General features: G+C 63.2%; 16 protein-coding genes, 1 tRNA gene and 1 pseudogene. 12 read left to right on the top strand and 6 right to left on the bottom strand.

Annotated elements, in window-relative coordinates:
* Window positions 1-130: 130 nt before the first annotated feature.
* The 4 genes and pseudogenes from putA to I8N66_RS00905 all read left to right on the top strand — a co-directional run bounded on the left by putA (window position 131) and on the right by I8N66_RS00905 (window position 6,405).
* Window positions 131-3,838: pseudogene (putA, locus tag I8N66_RS00920) on the top strand (trifunctional transcriptional regulator/proline dehydrogenase/L-glutamate gamma-semialdehyde dehydrogenase).
* Between the two features lie 348 nt (window positions 3,839-4,186).
* Window positions 4,187-4,771 (top strand): YigZ family protein, encoded by a 585-nt coding sequence (locus tag I8N66_RS00915; protein WP_113536570.1) that lies wholly within the window; start codon window positions 4,187-4,189, stop codon window positions 4,769-4,771.
* Between the two features lie 171 nt (window positions 4,772-4,942).
* Window positions 4,943-5,929 (top strand): aldo/keto reductase, encoded by a 987-nt coding sequence (locus I8N66_RS00910; RefSeq protein WP_291148568.1) that lies wholly within the window; start codon window positions 4,943-4,945, stop codon window positions 5,927-5,929.
* Window positions 5,930-5,973: 44 nt separating this feature from the next.
* Complete coding sequence (locus I8N66_RS00905) at window positions 5,974-6,405, top strand: DUF1810 domain-containing protein (RefSeq protein WP_113536572.1); 432 nt, start codon at window positions 5,974-5,976, stop codon at window positions 6,403-6,405.
* A gap of 450 nt (window positions 6,406-6,855) precedes the next feature.
* Here the strand turns inward: I8N66_RS00905 and I8N66_RS00900 are convergent, their stop codons facing one another.
* Window positions 6,856-7,704 (bottom strand): helix-turn-helix transcriptional regulator, encoded by an 849-nt coding sequence (locus I8N66_RS00900; protein WP_291148563.1) that lies wholly within the window; start codon window positions 7,702-7,704, stop codon window positions 6,856-6,858.
* Between the two features lie 30 nt (window positions 7,705-7,734).
* On the opposite strand from I8N66_RS00900, the gene I8N66_RS00895 reads away from it, so the two are divergent.
* Both I8N66_RS00895 and I8N66_RS00890 read left to right on the top strand, forming a co-directional pair.
* Window positions 7,735-9,309 (top strand): MFS transporter, encoded by a 1,575-nt coding sequence (locus I8N66_RS00895; protein WP_291148560.1) that lies wholly within the window; start codon window positions 7,735-7,737, stop codon window positions 9,307-9,309.
* Between the two features lie 155 nt (window positions 9,310-9,464).
* Window positions 9,465-10,046: a 2'-5' RNA ligase family protein gene (locus I8N66_RS00890; protein WP_291148557.1), complete on the top strand. Its 582-nt coding sequence runs from the start codon at window positions 9,465-9,467 to the stop codon at window positions 10,044-10,046.
* A gap of 194 nt (window positions 10,047-10,240) precedes the next feature.
* On the opposite strand, the gene I8N66_RS00885 is transcribed toward I8N66_RS00890, so the two are convergent.
* From I8N66_RS00885 to I8N66_RS00875, 3 genes are all read right to left on the bottom strand, one after another.
* A tRNA-Arg gene (locus I8N66_RS00885) sits at window positions 10,241-10,317 on the bottom strand.
* A gap of 252 nt (window positions 10,318-10,569) precedes the next feature.
* Window positions 10,570-12,051, bottom strand: coding sequence for a HAMP domain-containing sensor histidine kinase (locus I8N66_RS00880; RefSeq protein ID WP_113536576.1), 1,482 nt, complete (start codon window positions 12,049-12,051; stop codon window positions 10,570-10,572).
* Between the two features lie 504 nt (window positions 12,052-12,555).
* Window positions 12,556-14,559, bottom strand: coding sequence for a methyl-accepting chemotaxis protein (locus I8N66_RS00875; RefSeq protein ID WP_291148553.1), 2,004 nt, complete (start codon window positions 14,557-14,559; stop codon window positions 12,556-12,558).
* A 395-nt stretch (window positions 14,560-14,954) separates the two neighbouring features.
* Here I8N66_RS00875 and rpmH point away from each other — a divergent pair, with 395 nt between their 5' ends.
* From rpmH to I8N66_RS00845, 6 genes are all read left to right on the top strand, one after another.
* Entirely contained in the window at window positions 14,955-15,089 is a 135-nt protein-coding gene (gene rpmH / locus I8N66_RS00870) for a 50S ribosomal protein L34 (RefSeq protein ID WP_077962533.1), read from the top strand.
* A 20-nt stretch (window positions 15,090-15,109) separates the two neighbouring features.
* On the top strand, window positions 15,110-15,508 hold the full coding sequence (rnpA, locus tag I8N66_RS00865; RefSeq protein ID WP_057248057.1) for a ribonuclease P protein component: 399 nt from the start codon (window positions 15,110-15,112) through the stop codon (window positions 15,506-15,508).
* A complete protein-coding gene (gene yidC, locus I8N66_RS00860; protein ID WP_291148543.1) occupies window positions 15,508-17,295 on the top strand; it encodes a membrane protein insertase YidC in 1,788 nt (595 codons plus the stop codon). Before rnpA ends, yidC begins: the two co-directional genes overlap by 1 nt.
* Window positions 17,296-17,452: 157 nt before the next feature.
* Window positions 17,453-18,385 carry a DMT family transporter gene (locus I8N66_RS00855; RefSeq protein WP_223726298.1) on the top strand — a complete coding sequence of 311 codons (933 nt, stop codon included), beginning with the start codon at window positions 17,453-17,455 and terminating at the stop codon, window positions 18,383-18,385.
* A gap of 56 nt (window positions 18,386-18,441) precedes the next feature.
* Window positions 18,442-19,095 (top strand): ribosome biogenesis GTP-binding protein YihA/YsxC, encoded by a 654-nt coding sequence (gene yihA, locus I8N66_RS00850; protein ID WP_113536770.1) that lies wholly within the window; start codon window positions 18,442-18,444, stop codon window positions 19,093-19,095.
* Between the two features lie 160 nt (window positions 19,096-19,255).
* Window positions 19,256-19,795: a DUF1269 domain-containing protein gene (locus tag I8N66_RS00845; protein WP_113536580.1), complete on the top strand. Its 540-nt coding sequence runs from the start codon at window positions 19,256-19,258 to the stop codon at window positions 19,793-19,795.
* A 43-nt stretch (window positions 19,796-19,838) separates the two neighbouring features.
* Here I8N66_RS00845 and msrB read toward each other — a convergent pair whose 3' ends face one another.
* Window positions 19,839-20,339, bottom strand: coding sequence for a peptide-methionine (R)-S-oxide reductase MsrB (msrB, locus tag I8N66_RS00840; protein WP_113536581.1), 501 nt, complete (start codon window positions 20,337-20,339; stop codon window positions 19,839-19,841).
* A 29-nt stretch (window positions 20,340-20,368) separates the two neighbouring features.
* Entirely contained in the window at window positions 20,369-21,097 is a 729-nt protein-coding gene (locus I8N66_RS00835) for an anti-sigma factor (protein ID WP_113536582.1), read from the bottom strand.
* Window positions 21,098-21,443 lie beyond the last annotated feature (346 nt).

Below are 21,443 nucleotides of genomic sequence, written 5' to 3'. Positions count from 1 at the left end.
CAGAACAGTGAAACATTCCGCCAAAGACAAAAAATGCCGGATGGATGTACGGCCGAAGGAAGCGTATTTTCCGCCCATGATCAGGGGCGCGCTGCGCCCTTAGAAACCGCTTCCCGGAGGATAGCGCTCGATGAGCCAGACACCGCTTCACAAGACCACTGCAGAGACCGGCGCGCCGCAGGCTCCTTTCGCCGAGTTCGCTCCGCCGGTGCGCCCGCAGAGCACGCTTCGCCAGGCCATCACCGCCGCCTACCGCAGGCCGGAAACGGAGGCGCTGCCGGCACTCGTCGAAGCCGCGACGCTGGACGCCAAGACCCGGGAGGCGGCCGCCAAGACCGCCCGCAAGCTGATCGAGGCGCTGCGCGCCAAGCACAAGGGCTCCGGCGTCGAAGGCCTCGTACAGGAATATTCGCTTTCGAGCCAGGAAGGCGTGGCGCTGATGTGCCTTGCCGAAGCGCTGCTGCGCATTCCGGACACCGCGACCCGTGACGCGCTGATCCGCGACAAGATCGCCGACGGCGACTGGAAGTCGCATATCGGCGGCGGCCGCTCGCTGTTCGTCAACGCCGCCACCTGGGGCCTCGTCGTTACCGGCAAGCTGACTTCCACCGTCAACGACCGCAGCCTTTCCGCCGCGCTCACCCGCCTGATCGCCCGTTGCGGCGAACCGGTCATCCGCCGCGGCGTCGACATGGCGATGCGCATGATGGGCGAACAGTTCGTCACCGGCGAAACCATCGACGAGGCGCTGCGCCGGTCGCGCGCGCTCGAGCAGAAGGGCTTCCGCTATTCCTACGACATGCTCGGCGAAGCGGCGACCACAGCCGCCGACGCGGAGCGCTACTACCGCGACTACGAGCAGGCGATCCATGCGATCGGCAAGGCATCGGCCGGCCGCGGCATCTATGAAGGCCCCGGCATCTCGATCAAGCTTTCGGCCCTGCACCCGCGCTACGCCCGTTCGCAGGCCTCGCGCGTCATGGAAGAGCTGCTGCCGAAGGTGAAGGCACTCGCCGTCATCGCCAAGAAGTACGACATCGGCCTCAACATCGACGCCGAGGAAGCCGACCGTCTCGAACTTTCGCTCGACCTGCTCGAAGAACTCTGCCTCGACAAGGATCTGGCCGGTTGGGCCGGCATGGGCTTCGTTGTCCAGGCCTATGGCAAGCGCTGCCCCTACGTGCTCGACTTCATCATCGACCTTGCCCGTCGCGCCGAACGCCGCGTCATGGTGCGCCTCGTCAAGGGCGCCTATTGGGATGCCGAGATCAAGCGCGCCCAGCTCGACGGACTCGAAGACTTCCCGGTCTAGACCCGCAAGATCTACACCGACGTTTCCTACATCGCCTGCGCCAAGAAGCTGCTGGCCGCGACCGACGTGATCTTCCCGCAGTTTGCGACCCACAACGCGCAGTCGCTGGCAACCATCTACGAAATGGCCGGCAAGGACTTCAAGGTCGGAAAGTACGAGTTCCAGTGCCTGCACGGCATGGGCGAGCCGCTCTATGACGAAGTGGTCGGCAAGGGCAACCTCGACCGTCCCTGCCGCATCTATGCGCCTGTCGGTACGCACGAAACCCTGCTTGCCTATCTGGTTCGCCGCCTGCTCGAAAACGGCGCGAATTCCTCCTTCGTCAACCGCATCGCCGACCCGAAGGTATCGGTCGACGAACTGATTGCAGATCCGGTCGAGATCGTGCGCGCCATGCCCGTTGTCGGCGCGCCGCACGACCAGATCGCGCTGCCCGACAACCTGTTCGGTGACACGCGACGCAATTCGGCCGGTCTCGACCTTTCGAACGAAGCGGGCCTGACCTCGCTGACAGCAGCGCTGCAGGCGAGCGCTACGGTCGACTGGAAGGCCGTTCCGCAGCTGGCAACGGGCCCCGCCTCCGGCGAAACCCGCGCCGTCGTCAACCCCGGCGATCATCGTGACGTGGTCGGCTCGGTCACCGAGGCTTCGGAAGCCGACGCCCGCCAGGCAGCGAACCTTGCCGCCAAGGCCGCCGCAAGCTGGGCCGCCGTGTCGCCGGCCGAGCGCGCCGCCTGCCTGGCGCGTGCGGCCGACCTGATGCAGGCGCGCATGCCGACCCTGCTCGGCCTCATCGCCCGCGAAGCCGGCAAGTCGCTGCCGAACGCCATTGCCGAAGTGCGCGAAGCGATCGACTTCCTGCGCTACTACGCCGAACAGACGCGCCGCACGCTCGGCCCGGCCCACAAGGCGCTTGGGCCCATCGTCTGCATCAGCCCGTGGAACTTCCCGCTGGCGATCTTCACCGGGCAGATTGCCGCGGCGCTGGTTGCCGGCAACCCGGTGCTGGCAAAGCCCGCGGAAGAAACTCCGTTGATCGCCGCCGAAGGTGTGCGCATCCTGCACGAGGCCGGCGTTCCCGCCGACGCGCTGCAGTTGCTTCCCGGTGACGGCCGCATCGGCGCAGCGTTGGTGGCGGCACCTGAGATCGCCGGCGTGATGTTCACCGGCTCGACCGAAGTCGCCCGCCTGATCCAGGCCCAGCTTGCCGACCGGCTTTCGCCCGCCGGCCGGCCAATCCCGCTGATCGCCGAGACCGGCGGCCAGAACGCCATGATCGTCGACAGCTCGGCGCTTGCCGAACAGGTCGTCGGCGACGTCATCGCCTCGGCCTTCGACAGCGCCGGCCAGCGCTGCTCGGCGCTGCGTGTGCTCTGCCTGCAGGAAGACGTTGCCGACCGCACGCTTTCGATGCTGAAGGGTGCGCTGCATGAGCTCAAGATCGGCCGCACCGACCGGCTCTCGGTCGATGTCGGCCCGGTCATCACCGCTGAGGCCAAGGGCATCATCGAGAAGCATATCGACGCCATGCGCGGTCTCGGCCGCAAGGTCGAGCAGATCGGTCTTGCCTCCGGCACCGAACAGGGCACCTTCGTGCCGCCGACGATCATCGAGCTCGACAAGCTCTCCGACTTGAAGCGCGAAGTCTTCGGTCCGGTGCTGCACGTCATCCGCTACCGCCGCGACGATCTCGACCGGTTGATCGACGACATCAATGCCACCGGCTACGGCCTCACCTTCGGTCTGCACACGCGTCTTGACGAGACGATCGCCCACGTCACCTCGCGGGTGAAGGCAGGCAACCTCTACGTCAACCGCAACGTCATCGGCGCTGTCGTCGGCGTCCAGCCCTTCGGTGGACGTGGCCTCTCCGGCACCGGCCCGAAGGCCGGCGGTCCGCTCTATCTCGGTCGCCTCGTCGCCACCGCCCCGGTGCCGCCGCAGCACAGCTCGGTTCACACCGATCCGGCGCTGCTCGACTTCGCCAAGTGGCTCGACGGCAAGGGCGCCAAGGCTGAGGCCGAAGCCGCCCGCACCGCCGGCAGCAATTCGGCCCTCGGCCTGCACTCGGAACTTCCCGGCCCGGTCGGTGAACGCAACCTCTATGCGCTGCATCCGCGTGGCCGCGTGCTCCTGGTTCCGGCGACGGAAGCCGGCCTCTACCGCCAGCTGGGTGCTGCCCTCGCCACCGGCAACACCGTCGTCGTCGACGCCGCTTCCGGCCTGCAGGCGTCGCTGAAGGATATGCCGGCCAGCGTCTCCGCGCGGCTTTCCTGGTCGAAGGACTGGGCGGCAGACGGTCCGTTCGCAGGCGCGCTCGTCGAAGGTGATGGCGCCCGCGTGCGCGAGGTCAGCAAGGCGATCGCCGGCCTGCCGGGTCCGCTCGTCCTCGTCCAGGCAGCTTCGACCGAAGAGATCGGCAAGAACCCCGACGCCTATTGCCTGAACTGGCTGCTCGAGGAGGTCTCGACCTCGATCAACACGGCCGCTGCCGGCGGCAATGCCAGCCTGATGGCGATCGGCTAGAGCCGCAGCTCGACGAGCGCCCTCCCGGTTCAGGAGAGCGCACTGGATGTTCTCCTCTCCCCCACTCTTGGTGGGGGCGAGGCACTCACCCACGCCACCTCATCTCTGTGCCCCGTCACCGGGACCAGCCGCGCCGCGTCGGCGGCGCAAAAGAATATCTCAACAAGAAATAGGCTTCTCACGGCACAGACGCGCCGCCACCGTCATTCCTGTGACAGGCACAGGAATGACGGTGGAAGCACGCGGCCTTTTACAGCGCCGCACCAAAACCGGCACCCGCACCGATCCAAACCATTGTGGCGCCGCCCCCGACAATCCGTTATCAGCGTCTGAAAAACGGAAGCAGCCATGTTCACCCTCAAGCGCATCGAAACGGCAAGCCAGGACGTCAAGAAGAGCCGCTTTCTGGCCTTCGCCGCGCCTATTGCCGATGAACAAGCGGCAAAGGATTTCCTCGCCTCCCATTCCGATGCCACCGCCAACCACAATTGCTGGGCATGGCGCATAGGCCAGGCCTATCGCTTCAGCGACGATGGCGAACCGAGCGGTACCGCCGGCAAGCCGATCCTCGCTGCCATAGACGGCCAGGAACTCGACCGCGTCGCGGTCGTGGTCACTCGCTGGTTCGGCGGTATCCTGCTCGGCAGCGGCGGCCTTGTGCGCGCCTATGGCGGTACGGCAGCGCTATGCCTGCGGGCGGCGGAAAAGATCGAGATGATCGAAACCGTGCGCGCCACCGTCGCCCTCGACTTTTCCGACATGGCGCTGATCAAGGCGCGGCTTCTTGCCCGGGACGTGACCATTGTCGGCGAGAGCTTCACGGACAAAGGCCCGGTTCTGACCGTGGACCTGCGGAAAGATGACGCGGAGGCGATCCTCGCCATGGTCGTCGATCTCAGCCGCGGCAAGGCCGTGGTTTCGCTGGACGACTAACTCCTCCGTCAACCAAACCCCGCAGGTCTTCGCCCGGCACGAAGGAGCGCCAGCGAAAAGTGTGCGCGGTTTACTGCGCCCTGCCCTGCTCTAATTTACTCGACCAAGCTCGTCATACTAGAACCGCTCCACCCAGCGTATGCTCGATGACGCACAACAGGAGACAGCACCATGAAGACGAGAGTTCTTGGCAAGACCGGCGCAACCATTTCCGAGATCGGCTTCGGCGCCTGGCAGATCGGCGGCTCCTGGGGCGATGTCAGCGAGGCGGACGGCAAGCGTGCGCTCAATGCCGCACTCGATGCCGGCGTGACTTTCGTCGACACCGCCGACGTTTACGGCGACGGCCGCTCCGAGAAGATCATCGCGGCGGTGCTGAAGGAGCGCGGTGGCGACAAGCCTTTCGTCGCGACCAAGGCGGGCCGCCGGCTCAGCCCGCATGTGACCGAAGGCTATACGGGCCAAAACATCGATGCGTTCATCGACCGCAGCCTTGCCAATCTCGGTGTCGAGGCGCTCGACCTGGTGCAGCTGCATTGCCCGCCGACCGAGGTCTATTACCGGCCGGAGCTGTTCGGCGCGCTCGACCGGCTCGTCGCCAAGGGCAAGATCCGCCACTACGGCGTCTCGGTCGAAAAGGTCGAGGAAGCGCTGAAGGCGATCGAATATCCTGGCGTTGCGACCGTGCAGATCATCTACAACATCTTCCGCCAGCGCCCGCACGAACTGTTCTTCGCGGAAGCGCAAAAGAAGAATGTCGGCGTCATCGTGCGGGTACCGCTCGCCTCCGGCCTGCTCTCCGGCAAGATCAACCGGGAAACCGCGTTTGCTGCCGACGATCACCGCAACTTCAACCGGCACGGCGAAGCCTTCGATGTCGGCGAGACCTTTGCCGGCGTACCCTTCGACGCGGCGCTGGAAGCCGTCGAGCAGCTTCGTCCGCTGGTGCCCACGGGCGTGCCGATGGCGCAGTTCGCACTGCGCTGGATCCTCGAGCAGCACGCGGTTTCGGTGGTGATCCCCGGCGCTCGCAATGAGGCGCAGGCCCAATCGAACGCGGCCGCCAGCGCCCTTGGCGCTATCGAACGCGAAACCAAGGCCGCAATCGCCAAGGTTTACGAGCGGCTGGTGAAGGTTCATGTTCATCACCGCTGGTAACTGACGCCAGCGCCCGCGGGCGCTGGACCAAGGGAGGCGCAGCCATGACGGATCCCTTCGAGCTGCAACGTTTCGTCGAAGCCCAGGACCGCGTCTATGTCGCGGTTCTGGACGAGCTCGGCCGCGGCAGCAAACGGACGCACTGGATGTGGTTCGTCTTCCCGCAGATTGCCGGCCTCGGCCACTCGCCGATGGCACAACGCTACGCAATCTCCGGCCTTGACGAAGCGCGGGCCTATCTCGCCCATCCGCTTCTGGGGCCACGGCTTCGGCAATGCACAGAGCTCGTCAATTCGGTTTCAGGGAAGTCGGCGCACGACATCTTCGCAAGCCCCGACGACATGAAGTTCCGGTCGTCGATGACCTTGTTTGCCGAGGTCGACGAAGCGGGGCGCCTGTTCGAGCAGGCGCTAGGGAATTACTTCGAGGGAGAGAGAGATCGGCGCACTCTGGACATACTGGCGCATCGGCAGTGATGTCGAGCGCATTGGCGCTGGCGGAACGCCGTCTGGCGACCGTCAGAGATTGGGCGTCGAATTGACCAGGAAGAACAAGATCGTGAAGGCACAAATCGAAAGGCCAGCAACGATCACCAGCAGTTCTTTCATCATGTAGCGATACATCCGGCACCTCCTTTCCTTCAATGGCCGCGATATCACCCTGAATATAGGAATTCATTGGGCCAATTTTCAGATACAGGCGTCAAAAGTTCGTGAAGGCGCTCCCGCCTTTTTGTGATCCGGAACTCCCTCCTCCAACGGCTCCGAGACGGGTTCGACGCCTCCACGACCTCTGTAAATTATGCTATACTAATATATATTCCTTGTCACCTAACCACTTCGGGGCATTGAACAATTGCCTTTCGGCCTGCCGGCGCGGAGGCTCTGCCCCGCCGCAAAGATCGGCGCGTCATCCGATCAAGCCTTCTAGCGTTCGAAGTAGACGATCATCCGCAAATGACGGTGCTCGTCGACGAGCAGCGTCTCATGCGCGAAGTCCTGGCGCGCACCTTGTGCGTCCAGGACGGAGCCGAGGCCGCGGCCGTAGCGATCCATGCCGGGCTGTTCCATCCACTTGCGAAACTCATGGGAAAGCGTCTTCAGTTCGTCGATCAGGGTAAGCATGGCGGGATCATCCGGGGCGGTGGCCAGGTCGGCACGGAACTGGGCAAGCAATCTCGGCGCATCCTCCTGCCATGCGGGCAGCCGATGGCGCATGTCGGGATCGGCGAAAACCAGCCGCATGACGTTGCGATCGTCTTTGTCGCGGCCTGAAAAGCCGAACAGGCCGTCGGCCGCTCGGTTCCACGCGATCACATCCCAGCGCAGGTTGAGTACATAGGCGGGGCGCGCGACCAGATCGTCCAGCAGCTGCTGGATCCGCGGCCCGACGGAAGGCCATTGGTAGGCCTCGGGTCGCGGCGGACGGCCATGGGCAAGCAGGAAAAGGCGGCTGCACTCCGCGTCATCTAGCCTCAGCGCTTTCGAGACCTTGAGGAGGAAGCTCTCCGAGACCTGAATGTCGCGGCCCTGCTCAAACCAGACGTACCAGGTGAGCCCGACACCGGCGAGCTGCGCCACCTCCTCGCGCCGCAATCCCGGTGTGCGGCGGCCGCCTGTTATCGGAAGCCCGACGTCGCTCGGCGTGAGCTTTGCCCTGTGCCGGACCAGGAAGTCGGAGAGATCGCTTCGCGTGCGTGCAAGGGTTCGACCAGACAAGATAGTGCCCTCAGTAACAGGATAATAAGCAATATTGTAACAGTCTAGATCGTGCATCAATTGTCTCCCTCCCACAAGGAGGTGATGATGTCCGACAGCAATATCGATCTACACGAACGCCAGACTGCCACGAGCGGCACACGGCCTGACGTGAACAGGGCGAGCCTACGTGAATGGATGGGGCTGGCACTTCTTTCCCTGCCCACTGCGCTGCTCGGGCTTGACCTGACGCTTCTGCACCTCGCGCTTCCGGCGCTGGCGGCAGATTTGCGCCCCTCCAGTACAGAGGCGCTCTGGATCATGGATGCCTATGGCTTCATGATCGCCGGCTTCCTCATCACCATGGGTACGCTCGGCGACCGCATCGGTCGGCGCAGGCTGTTGATGGTCGGCGCATCGGCCTTTGCTGTCACCTCGATCTTTGCTGCCTTTTCGAGCAGCCCCGTCATGCTGATCGCTGCCCGCGCAGCGCTCGGCGTGTCGGCGGCAACACTCATGCCCTCGACGCTCGCGCTCATCAGCAACATCTTCAGGGATCCCCGGCAGCGCGCGCTTGGTTTCGGCATTTGGGCCACCATGTTCGGCGTGGGCTACGCGTTGGGGCCGGTTGTCGGCGGCGTTCTGCTGGAGCTTTTTTGGTGGGGTGCGGCGTTTCTCATTGCCGTTCCGATCGTCCTGCTCTTGCTGATCCTCGGCCCGTTCCTGCTCCCGGAGTATCGCGCTGCCAATAGCGAGAAGCTCGACCTCGCGAGCGTCGCCCTGTCGCTCGCCGCCATGCTGCCGGTGATCTACGGCATCAAACAGATCGCCAAATACGGCTTCGCGGCCGACGCGCTGACCGCAATTGCGGTCGGGCTCGCCGTCGCGATCCTCTTCATCCACCGGCAACGGCGGTTGAGCGATCCGCTGCTCGATATCACGCTGTTTTCCAGCAGAGCCCTTTGCGTGGCCCTGATCATCCTCCTGATCGGACTTGTCGCCGTCGGCGGCGCCATGCTGCTCGTTGCACAATATCTCCAGCTTGTGGCGGGATACGCGCCATTCGGCGCGGGGCTGTGGATGGGGCTCGCAGCCTTGGGCATGATCGCGGGCGGGGTTGCGGCACCGCTGGTCGCTCGCCATTTCCGGCCGGGTCATGTGGTCGCCGCCTCGCTCGCCCTCTCCGCGGTCGGCTACCTGCTGATGGCAACCATCGGCGGTGACACGTCGTTTGGTGTCGCCTTGGCCGTTGCCGGGCTCACACTTGCCTATTTCGGCAACGGCACCATTGCCGCGCTCGGCACCGACCTCGTCGTCGGCTCCGCACCGCCGGAGAAGGCGGGCTCCGCCTCGGCGATGACCGAAACCGTGCAGGATCTCGGCATTTCACTCGGCATCGCCATCCTCGGCAGCATCTCGACTGCCATCTATCGCCATTCGATTGCGCGCAGCGCCCCGGACAACATCGGCCCGGCAGCCCATGAGGCCGTCAGCGACAGCCTGTGGGGCGCCCTGGCAGTGCGAGCGGAGGTGCCGGCAATCCTCATCGAGGATGCCCGGGCCGCCTTCGTGACGGGCTTCAACACCGCAGCCATCCTCAGCACTATCGCCGTGACCATGCTTGCGGTCCTTTCGGCCCTAGCGCTACGTCATATCAAGAAACTCGAGCCGTCATCCGAGTGAGGCGAGATCGCGGGCCGCGCCGTGGCGATTCGGCTTCGCACCCGTGCAGCCGAACGACTGTGGATTCCTAGCCACCACAAGCCGCAAGGCGATATAGCAGCAGCCTGCGGCCGGACGTACGGCCCACCCCGGGGGGAACAGCTGGAGCTTTCGAGATGACAGCAACGGGACTTCAGTCCAAGGTCCACGCCTGGAACGAATTTGGTGATGCAATGCCTTTTGCGATCAGCATCAAATGTATCAACGCGACCGCAGTCCCGATCATGGCCCTGTGGGATGAGGCAAGCGGGTTCGAAGAAGCCGCCTCGATGTCGGGATTGCGGTACCCTCCACACCTCACGCCCGCCGTTCTTGACAAGGAGCCAGAGAACGCGAGCGAGATATTCAAAGAGGTTTTCGCGGGTCAGTCACCGCTGTCCATTTCTTTCGAAAGCGTGAGCTACTTCGAAAACGAATACCTAGTTCTCTGGGCACGGCCAAGCCACGTCGATGCGCTCTTCAACTTGCATGCAAGCTTGCATCGGCACTTGGATCCCGGCGCTTGTCATGAACATTACCGCGTAGGGCAATGGGTGCCGCACTGTAGCCTAGCGACAAAAATTCCACCACCTCGGCGTCAGCAGGCGATGGAATGGGCGCAACAGAAACGTCTTGCTGTATCGGTGGACTTCGAGGTCGCAGACCTCGTTCGGTTTCCACCCGTTGTTGTCAGGCGGGAATGTAAATTGCGGGCTTAGCAGGAAGGTCAGCCAATATTCGCCGCCAAGGGCGCTTTGCGACGCGCAAAGAAGACAACCGATACGACCCAAACAGGAGTCAGCATTGGCGGCTATCGTTCATTGAACTTAATCGAAGAAGCAGCCGCAATTCGCGGCTTTTATTTCAGTTCTTCTAGGAAATAATCAGCCTCGACTTGAGGCTTGAAGAAGAATGGCGCACCCGAAGAGATTCGAACTCCTGACCCCCAGATTCGTAGTCTGGTGCTCTATCCAGCTGAGCTACGGGTGCTTTCGCCTGCAGCGGTCAAACCGCTTGCGTGAGCGGTTCTCTAAAGGGTCCTTTCGGGGATTGCAAGCGCCGTTCTGGAAAAAATTTCATTTTTACGACGATGGCACGGCTGACTGTGGACAGTCGCGACGACGGCGGTGCAGCAACGCCCTGAAAAGCAGGGCGTTGCGCAGTGGAAGCGTCTTCAGAAAAAATTTGGCGGCTGCGGCGGCCCTAGCGGCTGCCCGCTTCACAGGTCGGATTTCCCGTCCGCTACTGGCGAAACTTCGAGCGGAACGCGTCGAGAGGCACGGGCCGGTCAGGGAGTTCGATGCGGAAAAGCGTGCCGGGGGTCGGCTTTTCGACAAGGGCGATCGTGCCGCCATGGGCAAGCACCAGTTCGCGGGCGATCGCAAGGCCAAGGCCCGTGCCCCCGGAACGGGCCGAACCGCGGAAGGCGGCGAACAGGTTTTCCCGCGCCTTGGGCGGCATGCCGGGGCCGGTATCGTCGACGGAGATGGTGACGACGCTGCCGATGCGCATGGCCGACACCGTGAGCAGCCGGGGGCGGCCGTCCTCCGGCTCGTGATTGGTCAGGGCCTGGACGGCATTGCGGCAGATATTGTGCACAACCCGGAACAGTTGCTCGCTGTCCGCATCGACCTCGATGTCGTCCTGCATCTGGATCTGGAAATCGATGCCCGCCTGGGGGTCGATCGCCAGCAGTTCGGCGACATCGGAAACGAGCGGCTTCAATGCCACGAAGCGGCGGTGCGGCTCGGCCTCGGTGGTACGGCCATAGGAGAGGACCTCGCGCGTATACCCGACCGCCCGGTCGATGGTACGCAGCAGGGTCGGAGCGAAGCGCTTGACTACCGGGTCGTCCACGTCGGCCAGACGGTCGGAGATCAGCTGTGCCGACGACAGGATGTTGCGCATGTCGTGGTTGATCTTCGACACCGCAAGGCCAAGTTCGGCAAGGCTCTTCTGCTGCTTCAGCGTCTTCTGCAGTTCGCGCTGCATGCTGGCGAGATGCTGGCCGGCGACGGCAAGTTCGTCGCGCCCCTCCGGCGGCACCAGCACCCGAGCCGGATCGGCCGGGTCGTCGGAAAACTCCTGCATGCTTGCCGTCATGCGCCGAATGGGCGTGATCAGCATGCGGTTGATGGCGAGAAAGATCAGCGCCGCGGTAATCAGCGAAATGACAAGCGACAGGGCAAATACGTTGCGCGAATAGACGAGCATCGCCTTGCGCAGGCTCGCATCCTTCATCAGGAGCTCGATCGTCGCATCGCTTTCCCCGAGCGGTCCATAGACGCGGATCACGCGATCGCCGCCAAAGAGCAGGGTATCGAAGGCATCGCGGATGGCGCCAATGGCGGTGGCATTGGCGACGTCGTACTCGCCCTTGATCTCGAGCGGCATGTCGGTGAGCGCGATCATGCGCGACGCGTCCTTGCGGCGGATAACGATCGCCTTGGTGCCGGTCGCCATCAGCGTGTCCTTCTGGACGCTGCGCGGCAACTCGACATTCTGCAGGCCGTCGACGACGACGGCAGCGGCAGCGGCCGTGTTCAGCCGATCCTCAAGCCAGCGAATGCGCATGGTCGCCACGGACGGCGCAAAGATCAGCACTTCCGCGAGCATGACGAAGACGATGGTCAACAGGAGCAGCTTGCCGGAAAGGCCCCGGAAGAACCCCGCGCTCGTCTTCAGTGGCTCGCTTGCCGTTGCCGGACGCGTCTCTTCCGCCATGCCTTACAAACTTCCCTGCCCGTCGATCAAAACGCCCGAGTCCCTACACAAGCGCCCGAGCCAACGGGCTTCGTGTGAAGGGCGCATAATAGGAGATGCCGAATTGTTTTCCAATCTCGGAGGGAGCCGCCCGGGTGCGACATAGGCGCGGACGTCTTTCGGGGTCGCGCCATTGGCAATCGCTGAGAACCACATCCCGATCAACTCTCTCCCCTCGCATCACCAAGGCAAAATCCTCGACGCAATGCCGCCTCGCTCGGGATCTACCTGCACAGAATCCGGATCGGTGTAAGTCACCCAGGGAACAATTTGGCAATCCTGCGGGGATCGGCGCGCGCCGGCGGTGACGACAGCCGCAGCCGACATTCGAGGCCGCCAAAAACAACACCCGCGGCACCATGACGACGCCGCGGGCTCAGGGAAACATGCTTTCAAGTGCTGCATGCTTTTACTCTTGGTCGGCAACAACCCAAGGAAACATGCCGTCGCGGAACGAGCCGCCGATCAGAACTCCTGCCAGTCGTCCTTCGCGACCGCCGCAGCGGAACCGCCGCCTCCAAAGGCGCGGGCGACGTTGCCCATCATCCGACGGGCCGGCGATTCGACCGGGCGGGTGGTTTCACGCGCCACGACCACCGGTCTTGCCGCGATATTGTCCACCTTGAAGTAGGCAATCAGGTTGGCAAGGTTGTTGGCTTCTGCGGAGAGCTTGTGGGTGGCGGCATTCGCCTCTTCAACCATCGCCGCGTTCTGCTGGGTCACCTGGTCCATCTGGTTGACCGCGGTGCTCACTTCGCTAAGACCCGTCGACTGCTCGCGCGCCGCCGTGGCGATCGAGTGGATATGATCGTTGATCTTCAAGACGCGGTCCTCGATCTCACCGAGGGCCGAACCGGTTTCCTGCACCAGCCGGACGCCGGTCGCCACTTCGCTGCCCGACTTCGAGATCAGCGACTTGATGTCCTTGGCAGCACTTGCCGCACGCTGCGCCAGCTCGCGCACTTCCTGGGCGACGACGGCAAAACCCTTGCCCGCATCACCGGCACGTGCCGCCTCGACGCCGGCATTCAGCGCCAGCAGGTTGGTCTGGAAGGCGATTTCGTCGATCACGTTGGTGATCTGGCCGATCTCGCTCGAGGCCTGCTCAATGCGGCCCATGGCATCGACGGCATTGCGCACGACGGCCGCAGATTGCGCCGCACTGTGTTTGGCCTCGTTGACCATGACGGTCGCTTCCTGCGCCCGCTCGGTCGAGCTCTTGACCGCGACTGTGATCTGGTCGAGTGCGGCAGATGTCTCCTCAAGGGCGGCCGCCTGCTGCTCGGTGCGCTTCGACAGATCGTCGGCAGCGGCCCGCAGCTCGGACGAGTTGCCGTTGATCGTGTCGGTCGTCACGCGGACTTCGCGCAGCGTCTTCTGCAGGGTCGACAGCGTCTCGTTGACGTTCTTCTGCAACTCGGCGAAGGCGCCCTGGAAATGACCGCTCATGCTCTGGGTGAGGTCACCACCGGCCAGGCTCGCGACAACCCGACGGGTCTCGGCGATACCGGCATCGACGCTGCCGACCAGTTCGTTGACGCTGGCGGCGAACCGGTTGAGGTCTTCGTTCTCATAGTCCTTGCCGATACGCTTGGTGAAATCGCCGGCGGCCGCAGCCGCCACGACGACACCGATGCTCGACTGGAGGTCGGCGCTCTTTTCACGCAGCACCGCTTCCTGGGCGTTGAGGTCGCGAACGGCAAGGCCGTTCTGCTTGAACACCTGAACGGCCTCGGCCATTTCGCCGATCTCGTCCTTGCGGCCGACAAAAGGCACGTCCGCGGTGAGATCGCCGCCGGCCAGCTGCTTCATCTTGCCGGTCAATTCAAGGATCGGACGGCTCAAATGGTTGGTAGCGATGTAGAATGCCGCTCCAATGCCGGCGATGAGGCCAAGGCCGGCGATGGCGAGAATGGTGATGATCACGCTACGCTCGAAGGTGGCAGTGTCAGCCGTAACGACTTCAAGCGTCTTCAGGTTGATGTCGACGACGCCGTCGATTTGCTCCTGGAAAGCCTTGCGGTTGGCGCGATTGGCGTCGGTATTGCCCTGCTCGTTGGCGGCCTGCGGCGAAACTTCTTCGCCAAGCCGCGCCGTCTCGACGCGGAAGGTCTTGAACTCCGCGGCGCGAGCGACGAGCGTATCGAAAGACGCCTTCGATTCGGCGGGGATCAGCGGCCGCCACTCGGCAAGCAGCGTGTCGATCTTGTCGAGGTTCTTGCGAATGCCCTCGGCGAACGGCTTGGCTTTCTCGATGGTCGGGGCGGCGTAGACACCACGCGATTCCATGACGACCGCGGTCACCAGACGGTTGAGGCGTTCCGCGTTGAAGGCGCGCGCCGCGACATTCTCGTACTGGTGGAATTTCTCGTTGTATTTGCTGACGGCGACCAGCGACATGCCGGTCACCGCAACCGCCAGCACACTCATGATGCCGACGATTAGATTGATCTTACCGCGTATTTTCATCCCGACCTCCACAAGGCCGCGAGACCTGTCCGATTATCGGACATGCCGCCACCCCATTGCACCGGGGCGACCCTAAAATAGGCGTGGTTAATAAAGCTCGTCGCCGCCAGCCGGCATTCTGGGGAGCGCCGATTAGAGTTCTCTTTACCAATCTCGGCTAGATGCCCGCCTTTTTGCGCGTCTGTCCGGGCCTCTTTCGGGGAGGGTTGGTCACTTTTGTGGGCCTGGCATCACTGAATCGCCGGCCGCAATTGACTTTGCGGGAAATTTCCTCTTATAAGCCGCGCACGTCCGGTCAAGCCCTCCTGCCCGCAAGGCGGAGCCGTGTCCGGTAACGTAAACGCTCCTTGCTACACGCAAACCCAAGAAGGGCCGCACACCGCGGTATTAAATAAATGAAGCGTACCTACCAACCGTCCAAGCTTGTTCGCAAGCGTCGTCACGGCTTCCGTTCGCGTATGGCTACCAAGGGTGGCCAGAAGGTCCTCGCAGCCCGCCGGGCTCGTGGCCGCAAGCGTCTTTCGGCTTAAGCCGAAGTTGCCCGAAACCAGTGTCCGGGCACATGACGTCAGATAAAGACAAAACGACTGTCGGGCGGCTGAAAAGCCGTCCGCAGTTTTTGGCCGTTCGGGCAGGAGAAAGCCGTAGAGGCCCGCTGTTTCTCCTCGAAGTGCTCGACCGCAACGATCCGGAAGGCGAAGCCCGCGTCGGCTTCACCGTTACCAAGAAACACGGCAATGCCGTCGAGCGAAACCGGATGCGCCGACGCCTGAAAGAGGCGGTGCGGCTTTCCGCCGGGTTTGCAATGAAACCCGGACACGACTATGTGATTGTCGCGCGACGCGATCTCCTGAATGCCCCCTTCGACGCCTTGACCCGGGGGCTTGGCGAGCGCATCGAAAACAAGCCGAAACAGAAGCGGCCGCCGGCCGGTTCCAGGAAACCATGATGGAAAAAAACCGCAACTATTTCGTGGCGATTGGCCTGTCCGTGCTGATCCTCATTGCCTGGCAGTTCCTTTACGTCAATCCGAAGATGGAAAAGGAACGCATCGCCGCGGAAGCCCTGCAGGCGCAACAGGCGCAGTCGCAGTCGGCAACTCCGACTCCGGCGACGCCGGGCCAGACCCTGCCGGGCGGCGGCGCTATCCCGGGCGCTGGTGAAAACCGCGACCAGGCGATTGCGAAGTCGGCCCGCGTTGCGATCGACACGCCGGCCCTGTCCGGCTCCATCAACCTGACCGGCGCACGCTTCGACGACCTGAAGCTCAAGGAATACCGCGAAACGGTCAATCCGCAGAGCCCGGTCATCACGCTCTTCAGCCCTGCCGAGACGACCGACGGCTACTTCGCCGAACTCGGTTATGTCGGCAGCGATGCGACCGGCAGCGTGCCGGGCCCGCAGACCGTCTGGACGCTTTCGGGTGGCGACAAGCTGACCGCTGCGACCCCGGTGACGCTGACCTTCACCAACGAGAAGGGCGTCACCTTTACCCGCACGGTCTCGGTCGACGACCACTACATGTTCCAGGTGGTCGACAGCATCAAGAACGACACGGCCGAGCCGCTCGCGCTTTCGTCCTATGGTCGTGTGACCCGCTTCAACAAGCCGACGACGCCGAGCGTCTACGTGCTGCATGAAGGCTTCATCGGCGTGCTCGGCGAACACGGCCTGCAGGAACTGAAGTACGGCAAGATCGAGGACGAGAAGTCCGTCGAACCCGGCAAGGCGACCGGCGGCTGGCTCGGCATCACCGACAAGTACTGGGCAGCGGCAATCGTTCCGCCGCAGGCAACGCCGTACGACACGCGCTTCACGCACTTCACCGACGGACGCCCCCGCTACCAGAGCGACTACAAGAGCGACGCCGTGACCGTGGCCCCCGGCCAGACGTCCGAGGTCAAGAACCTCGTCTTCGCCGGCGCCAAGGAAGTTCCCGTCGTCGACAATTATGAAGTGGCCTATTCGATCCCCAACTTCGACAAGCTGATCGACTGGGGCTGGTTCTACTTCATCACCAAGCCGATGTTCAAAATGATGGATTTCTTCTTCCGTCTGTTCGGCAACTTCGGCATCGCGATCCTGATCACCACGATCGTGGTCAAGGGCCTCTTCTTCCCGCTCGCCAACAAGCAGTACGCATCGATGGCGAACATGAAGAAGGTTCAGCCGAAGATGGAGGAACTGAAGAAGAAGTTCGGCGACGACCGCATGGGTCTGCAACAGGCAATGATGCAGCTCTATAAGGAAGAGAAGATCAACCCGCTGGCGGGCTGCTGGCCGATCCTCATCCAGATCCCGGTGTTCTTCGCGCTCTACAAGGTGATCTACATCACCATCGAGATGCGCCATGCGCCGTTCTTCGGCTGGATCCACGACCTTTCGGCGCCGGATCCGACCACGATCGTCAACCTCTTCGGCCTGCTGCCGTTCGATGGCCCGACTTTCCTGCATCTCGGCGTCTGGCCGCTGATCATGGGTGTCACCATGTTCGTGCAGATGCGCATGAACCCGACGCCGCCGGACCCGACCCAGGCGATGCTGTTCACCTGGATGCCCGTCGTCTTCACCTTCATGCTGGCATCGTTCCCGGCCGGCCTCGTGATCTACTGGGCCTGGAACAATACCCTTTCGGTGCTCCAGCAGTCGATCATCATGAAGCGCCAGGGCGTGAAGATCGAACTCTTCGACAACCTGAAGAGCCTGTTTTCGAAGAAACCCAAACCGGCGGAGTGACGCCGGACGATATGACAATCCCAAAGCCCCGGACCATGGTCCGGGGCTTTTTCGTTTCGGTGCCATCGCGCGACACGCAATGACGTTGACGCGGGCGCGCAGCACGGGCATCAGGCGATATTGAAATCACTGCGCTTCCGCTCCAGGACAATTTGCCATGACCGACCCGTCGGCCACCTCCGCTCCGTTCGCTGCCAACGAGAAGCTTGGCGCCCTGCTCGTCTTCGGCTCTGCCTTCTTCTGGAGTTTCGGCGGGGCCATCGCTCGCTTCCTGGAGATCCCCGACAGCTGGACGATCGTCTTCTGGCGCTGCCTGTTTGCCGGCCTGTTTCTTCTGGCCTTCATGCTGGTGCGCGACGGACCACGCGGCACGCTGGCCCTGTTCAAGGACATGGGCTGGCCTGGCATTGCCGTCGGGCTCTGCTTCACCATCGCCTCGACCTCCTTCATCATCGCCATTTCCTATACGACCATCGCCAATGTCGTGCTGCTTGGCGCCGGCGTGCCGCTGTTTGCTGCTCTGATGAGCTGGGTCCTGTTTCGCGAACGGGTCTCGCGCTTTACCTGGGGCGCGATCACGGCCGTCATCGTCGGCGTCGCGATCATGGTTTCGGAGAGCCTCACGGGCAGTGTTTCGCCGGCCGGTGATGCGCTGGCGCTGCTCATCCCCATCGTCTTCGCGCTGGCGACCGTCATCACCCGCCGCTATCCGCATGTGCGGATGACGCCGGCTACGTGTTTCGGCTGCTTCGCCGCCAGCGCCATTGCGGCAAGCCAATCGTCCGGACTTGCGGTGACCTCAGGCGAGCTCGCCCTGCTCTTCGTCTTCGGCGCCTTCAACCTCGGGCTTGGTATGGCGCTCTTCGTCACCGGAGCCCGGCTTGTACCCTCGGCGCTCGCCGCCCTGCTCGGCACGGCGGAGACCGTGCTCGGTCCGCTCTGGGTCGCGATCATCCACGGTGAAGTGCCGAGCGGCCGGACGATCATCGGCGGCGCCTTCATCTTTCTGGCGCTGCTTGCTTACCTGCTCAACGAGTTCCGGCGGGTGCAAACCATTCCCACACGACCGGTCCGCACGCCGACGCCTTGACATCCACGGCCAAAACCGGGAAGCCATGAGCTTTCTCGATGAAGGACCGACCGCCGATGGCCGAAACCAGAACCAAAGACGACAAGCCGCTGTTCGGCCGGCCGTGGATTTTCATTCGCGGCGTGCCTGCGATGAAGTTCCTTCCGCCCGAGGGCCCGCTGGAGATCGCATTTGCCGGTCGCTCGAATGTCGGCAAGTCGTCGCTGATCAACGCTCTGGTCGGACACAAGGGACTGGCGAGAACGTCGAATACGCCGGGCCGCACGCAGGAACTCAACTATTTCGTGCCGGACGGCTATTCCGGCGAGGCCGACGACCTGCCACCGATGGCGCTCGTCGACATGCCCGGTTACGGCTATGCCCAGGCGCCGAAGGAACAGGTCGACGCCTGGACCAAGCTGGTGTTCGATTATCTGCGCGGCCGCTCGACGCTGAAGCGCGTCTATGTGCTGATCGACTCCCGCCACGGTATCAAGAAGAACGATGAAGACGTGCTCGCACTGCTCGACAAGGCGGCTGTCTCCTACCAGATCGTCCTGACCAAGACCGACAAGATCAAGGCAGCCGGCGTGCCGAGGCTGATCGCCGAGACGCTCGAGAAGATCAAGAAGCACCCGGCAGCCTTCCCGGAGGTTCTCTCGACGTCTTCGGAAAAAGGCGACGGCATCGAGGACTTGCGCGCCGCGATCAATACCGCGATCACGCGCTAGGGTAATTCCGGCTTTCGTTCGGAGCGCGCCCCGAGTTGCGCGCTCCCGACAAGACCGATCACCTCAAAGTCTTTGATCTCTGTCACTACCCCGACATGCAATCCGCTCTATCTCTGCGTAGCGTCCAGTTCGGTGGCGCGGCCAGAGATAGGAGAGAGACATGTCCGATTTGATCGTTGTCGGGTTCGATGCCCCCGAGGAAGCTGATAAGGTTCTGGTCCGGCTTGCCGGGCTGAAGAAGGAATACCTGATCGACCTCGAGGACGCGGTCGTCGTCGTGCGCGACACGGAAGGCAAGGTTCATCTGAAGCAGAGCCTGAACCTGACCGCCGTCGGCGCGACGTCCGGGCTGCTCTCCGGTTCGATCTGGGGCGGGCTCGTCGGCCTCCTCTTCCTCAACCCGCTGGCAGGCTTTGCGATCGGCGGTGCACTCGGCGCCGGTGCCGGCGCTCTCTCCGGCTCGCTGACCGACTACGGCATCGACGACGAGTTCATCAAATCGCTGGGCAACACCATCCCGAACAATTCCTCGGCGCTGTTCATTCTCGTGCGCAAGGTACAGCCCGAGAAGGTGCTCGCCGAATTCCCGGACCTGCGCGGCCGCGTCCTGAAGACGTCGCTTTCGCCAGAGCAGGAGCAGAAGCTGCAGGCGGCACTCTCCGGTGCCGCGGCAGCCTCGCCGCCGGCCGGGTCGTTCTAAGACCCGGGGAACACCGGACTCAAGGCGCTCCAGCCGGCAGTGTCTAGCTTGATTTGACCGCCGGTACGAAGGCAAGCGCCAGGCCATTGATGCAATGGCGCTTGCCGGTCGGTGGCGGGCCGTCGTCGAAAATATGGCCCAGGTGTCCGCCGCAGCGGCGGCAATGGCATTCCGTGCGGGTCGTGAGCAGGGACGTGTCATCTCGCGTCGCCACCGCACCGGGCAGCGACTGCCAGAAACTTGGCCAGCCTGTGCCGCTGTCATACTTCGCCTCGGAGGAGTAGAGCGGAAGCGCACAGCCGGCGCATCGAAAGACACCCTTGCGCTTTTCGTGATTGAGGGCACTGGTGAAGGGGCGCTCCGTATCCTCGTGCCGCAGGATCCGATACTGGTCGTCCGTCAGGATCGCCCGCCACTCCGCATCTGTCTTGACGATCTCGAAGGTCTGTGTCGCGCTCGCCCGGGCAAAAGGCGCAAGGCCGCGGATTGCCACGGCCGCGGCGAAGGCGGTACCTGCCATCAAGAACACACGCCTGCTGATCATGGAACCTCCTTCGGCCCCTGTGATCGAGATCAGAACTTTCGCGCCTTGCCGAGCGCAATAAACGGCCCGGTCGGCTGCCCGGTCGGCGATCCTCCAGAGGCCTCGACGCTGACGGCGAAGACCGAACCGGCAGACATTCGCTGCTGGTACAGGGAGGGCACGGCGATTTCGCCCTCACCCGTCTGCGGCAGCACGCCAAGCGAGATCGCAGGATTGCTGCCGTTGACGAGCCAGAGTTCAAGGGACTTCTGCTCGGGCTGGACGGTAGCGATCGGCGTCACTTTCAGATGACCCGTAACCCGATCGAAACGGGCGACGAGATCGATCGCGCCGTTGCCCTTGCCTGATAATTCGGCCACCAGCGACGCCTTAGTCGTCGGCGCGTCGAATAGGCCGGCCATGGATGCGCCGATCACCGTCAGCGTTGCGAGCGAAGCCAGCGCGAGACCGCGCCACAGCGGCAGCGAACGCCAAAGTCCTCCGCGTGGCGGCCCCATTGGTGCGGGTCGCGACTGTTCAAGAAACCGCCGCTCGCTGGCGGAAAGCATTCGGGGCGACGGTGCAAGCACCTCGTAGGCTTCATTGAAGGAAGACAGGTTGCTCTGCCAACGGTCGACCATGGCGGCAAAGTTGCGATCCGAGACAAGGCGAGCCTCGACCTTGCGGCGATCATCGGCGGACAGAACGCCAAGAACATATTCCCCGGCGATCACTTCGTCGCGGCGGAAATCCCGGCCCTCTGGGGTTGGTGCTGTCATCGCTCCCTACGCTCTCGTACCGTCATGAGGCTACGCCTCAACCAAGACCGCATCGTGTTCAGCGGTGACGAAGACTCCTCCGGTTCCCGGTGAAAAAGACCTTCGCCACACAGTGTTGCGGTCCTTCAAGCTCCTCCATGCAGACATCGATCCACCTGCCCCTTGCGCTTGAAAACCGCCAATTTTTCCGGATCCGCAGCAGGATCAGACAAATCGCGGGCTTCGTCAATCACGTTCCCTGCTGGTTTACACCTGTCGGCAAGGTAGGGCACGATGCGCCGAGCACCAGCCCTGTCATTCCGGCTTTATCTTGCTCGCCGATCATTCCATCGGTCCGGAACTTGCG

The sequence above is a fragment of the Ensifer sp. SSB1 genome, assembly GCF_016652895.1.
Lineage (GTDB): Bacteria > Pseudomonadota > Alphaproteobacteria > Rhizobiales > Rhizobiaceae > Ensifer.
This window is presented reverse-complemented; position numbering and strand designations above follow the sequence as displayed.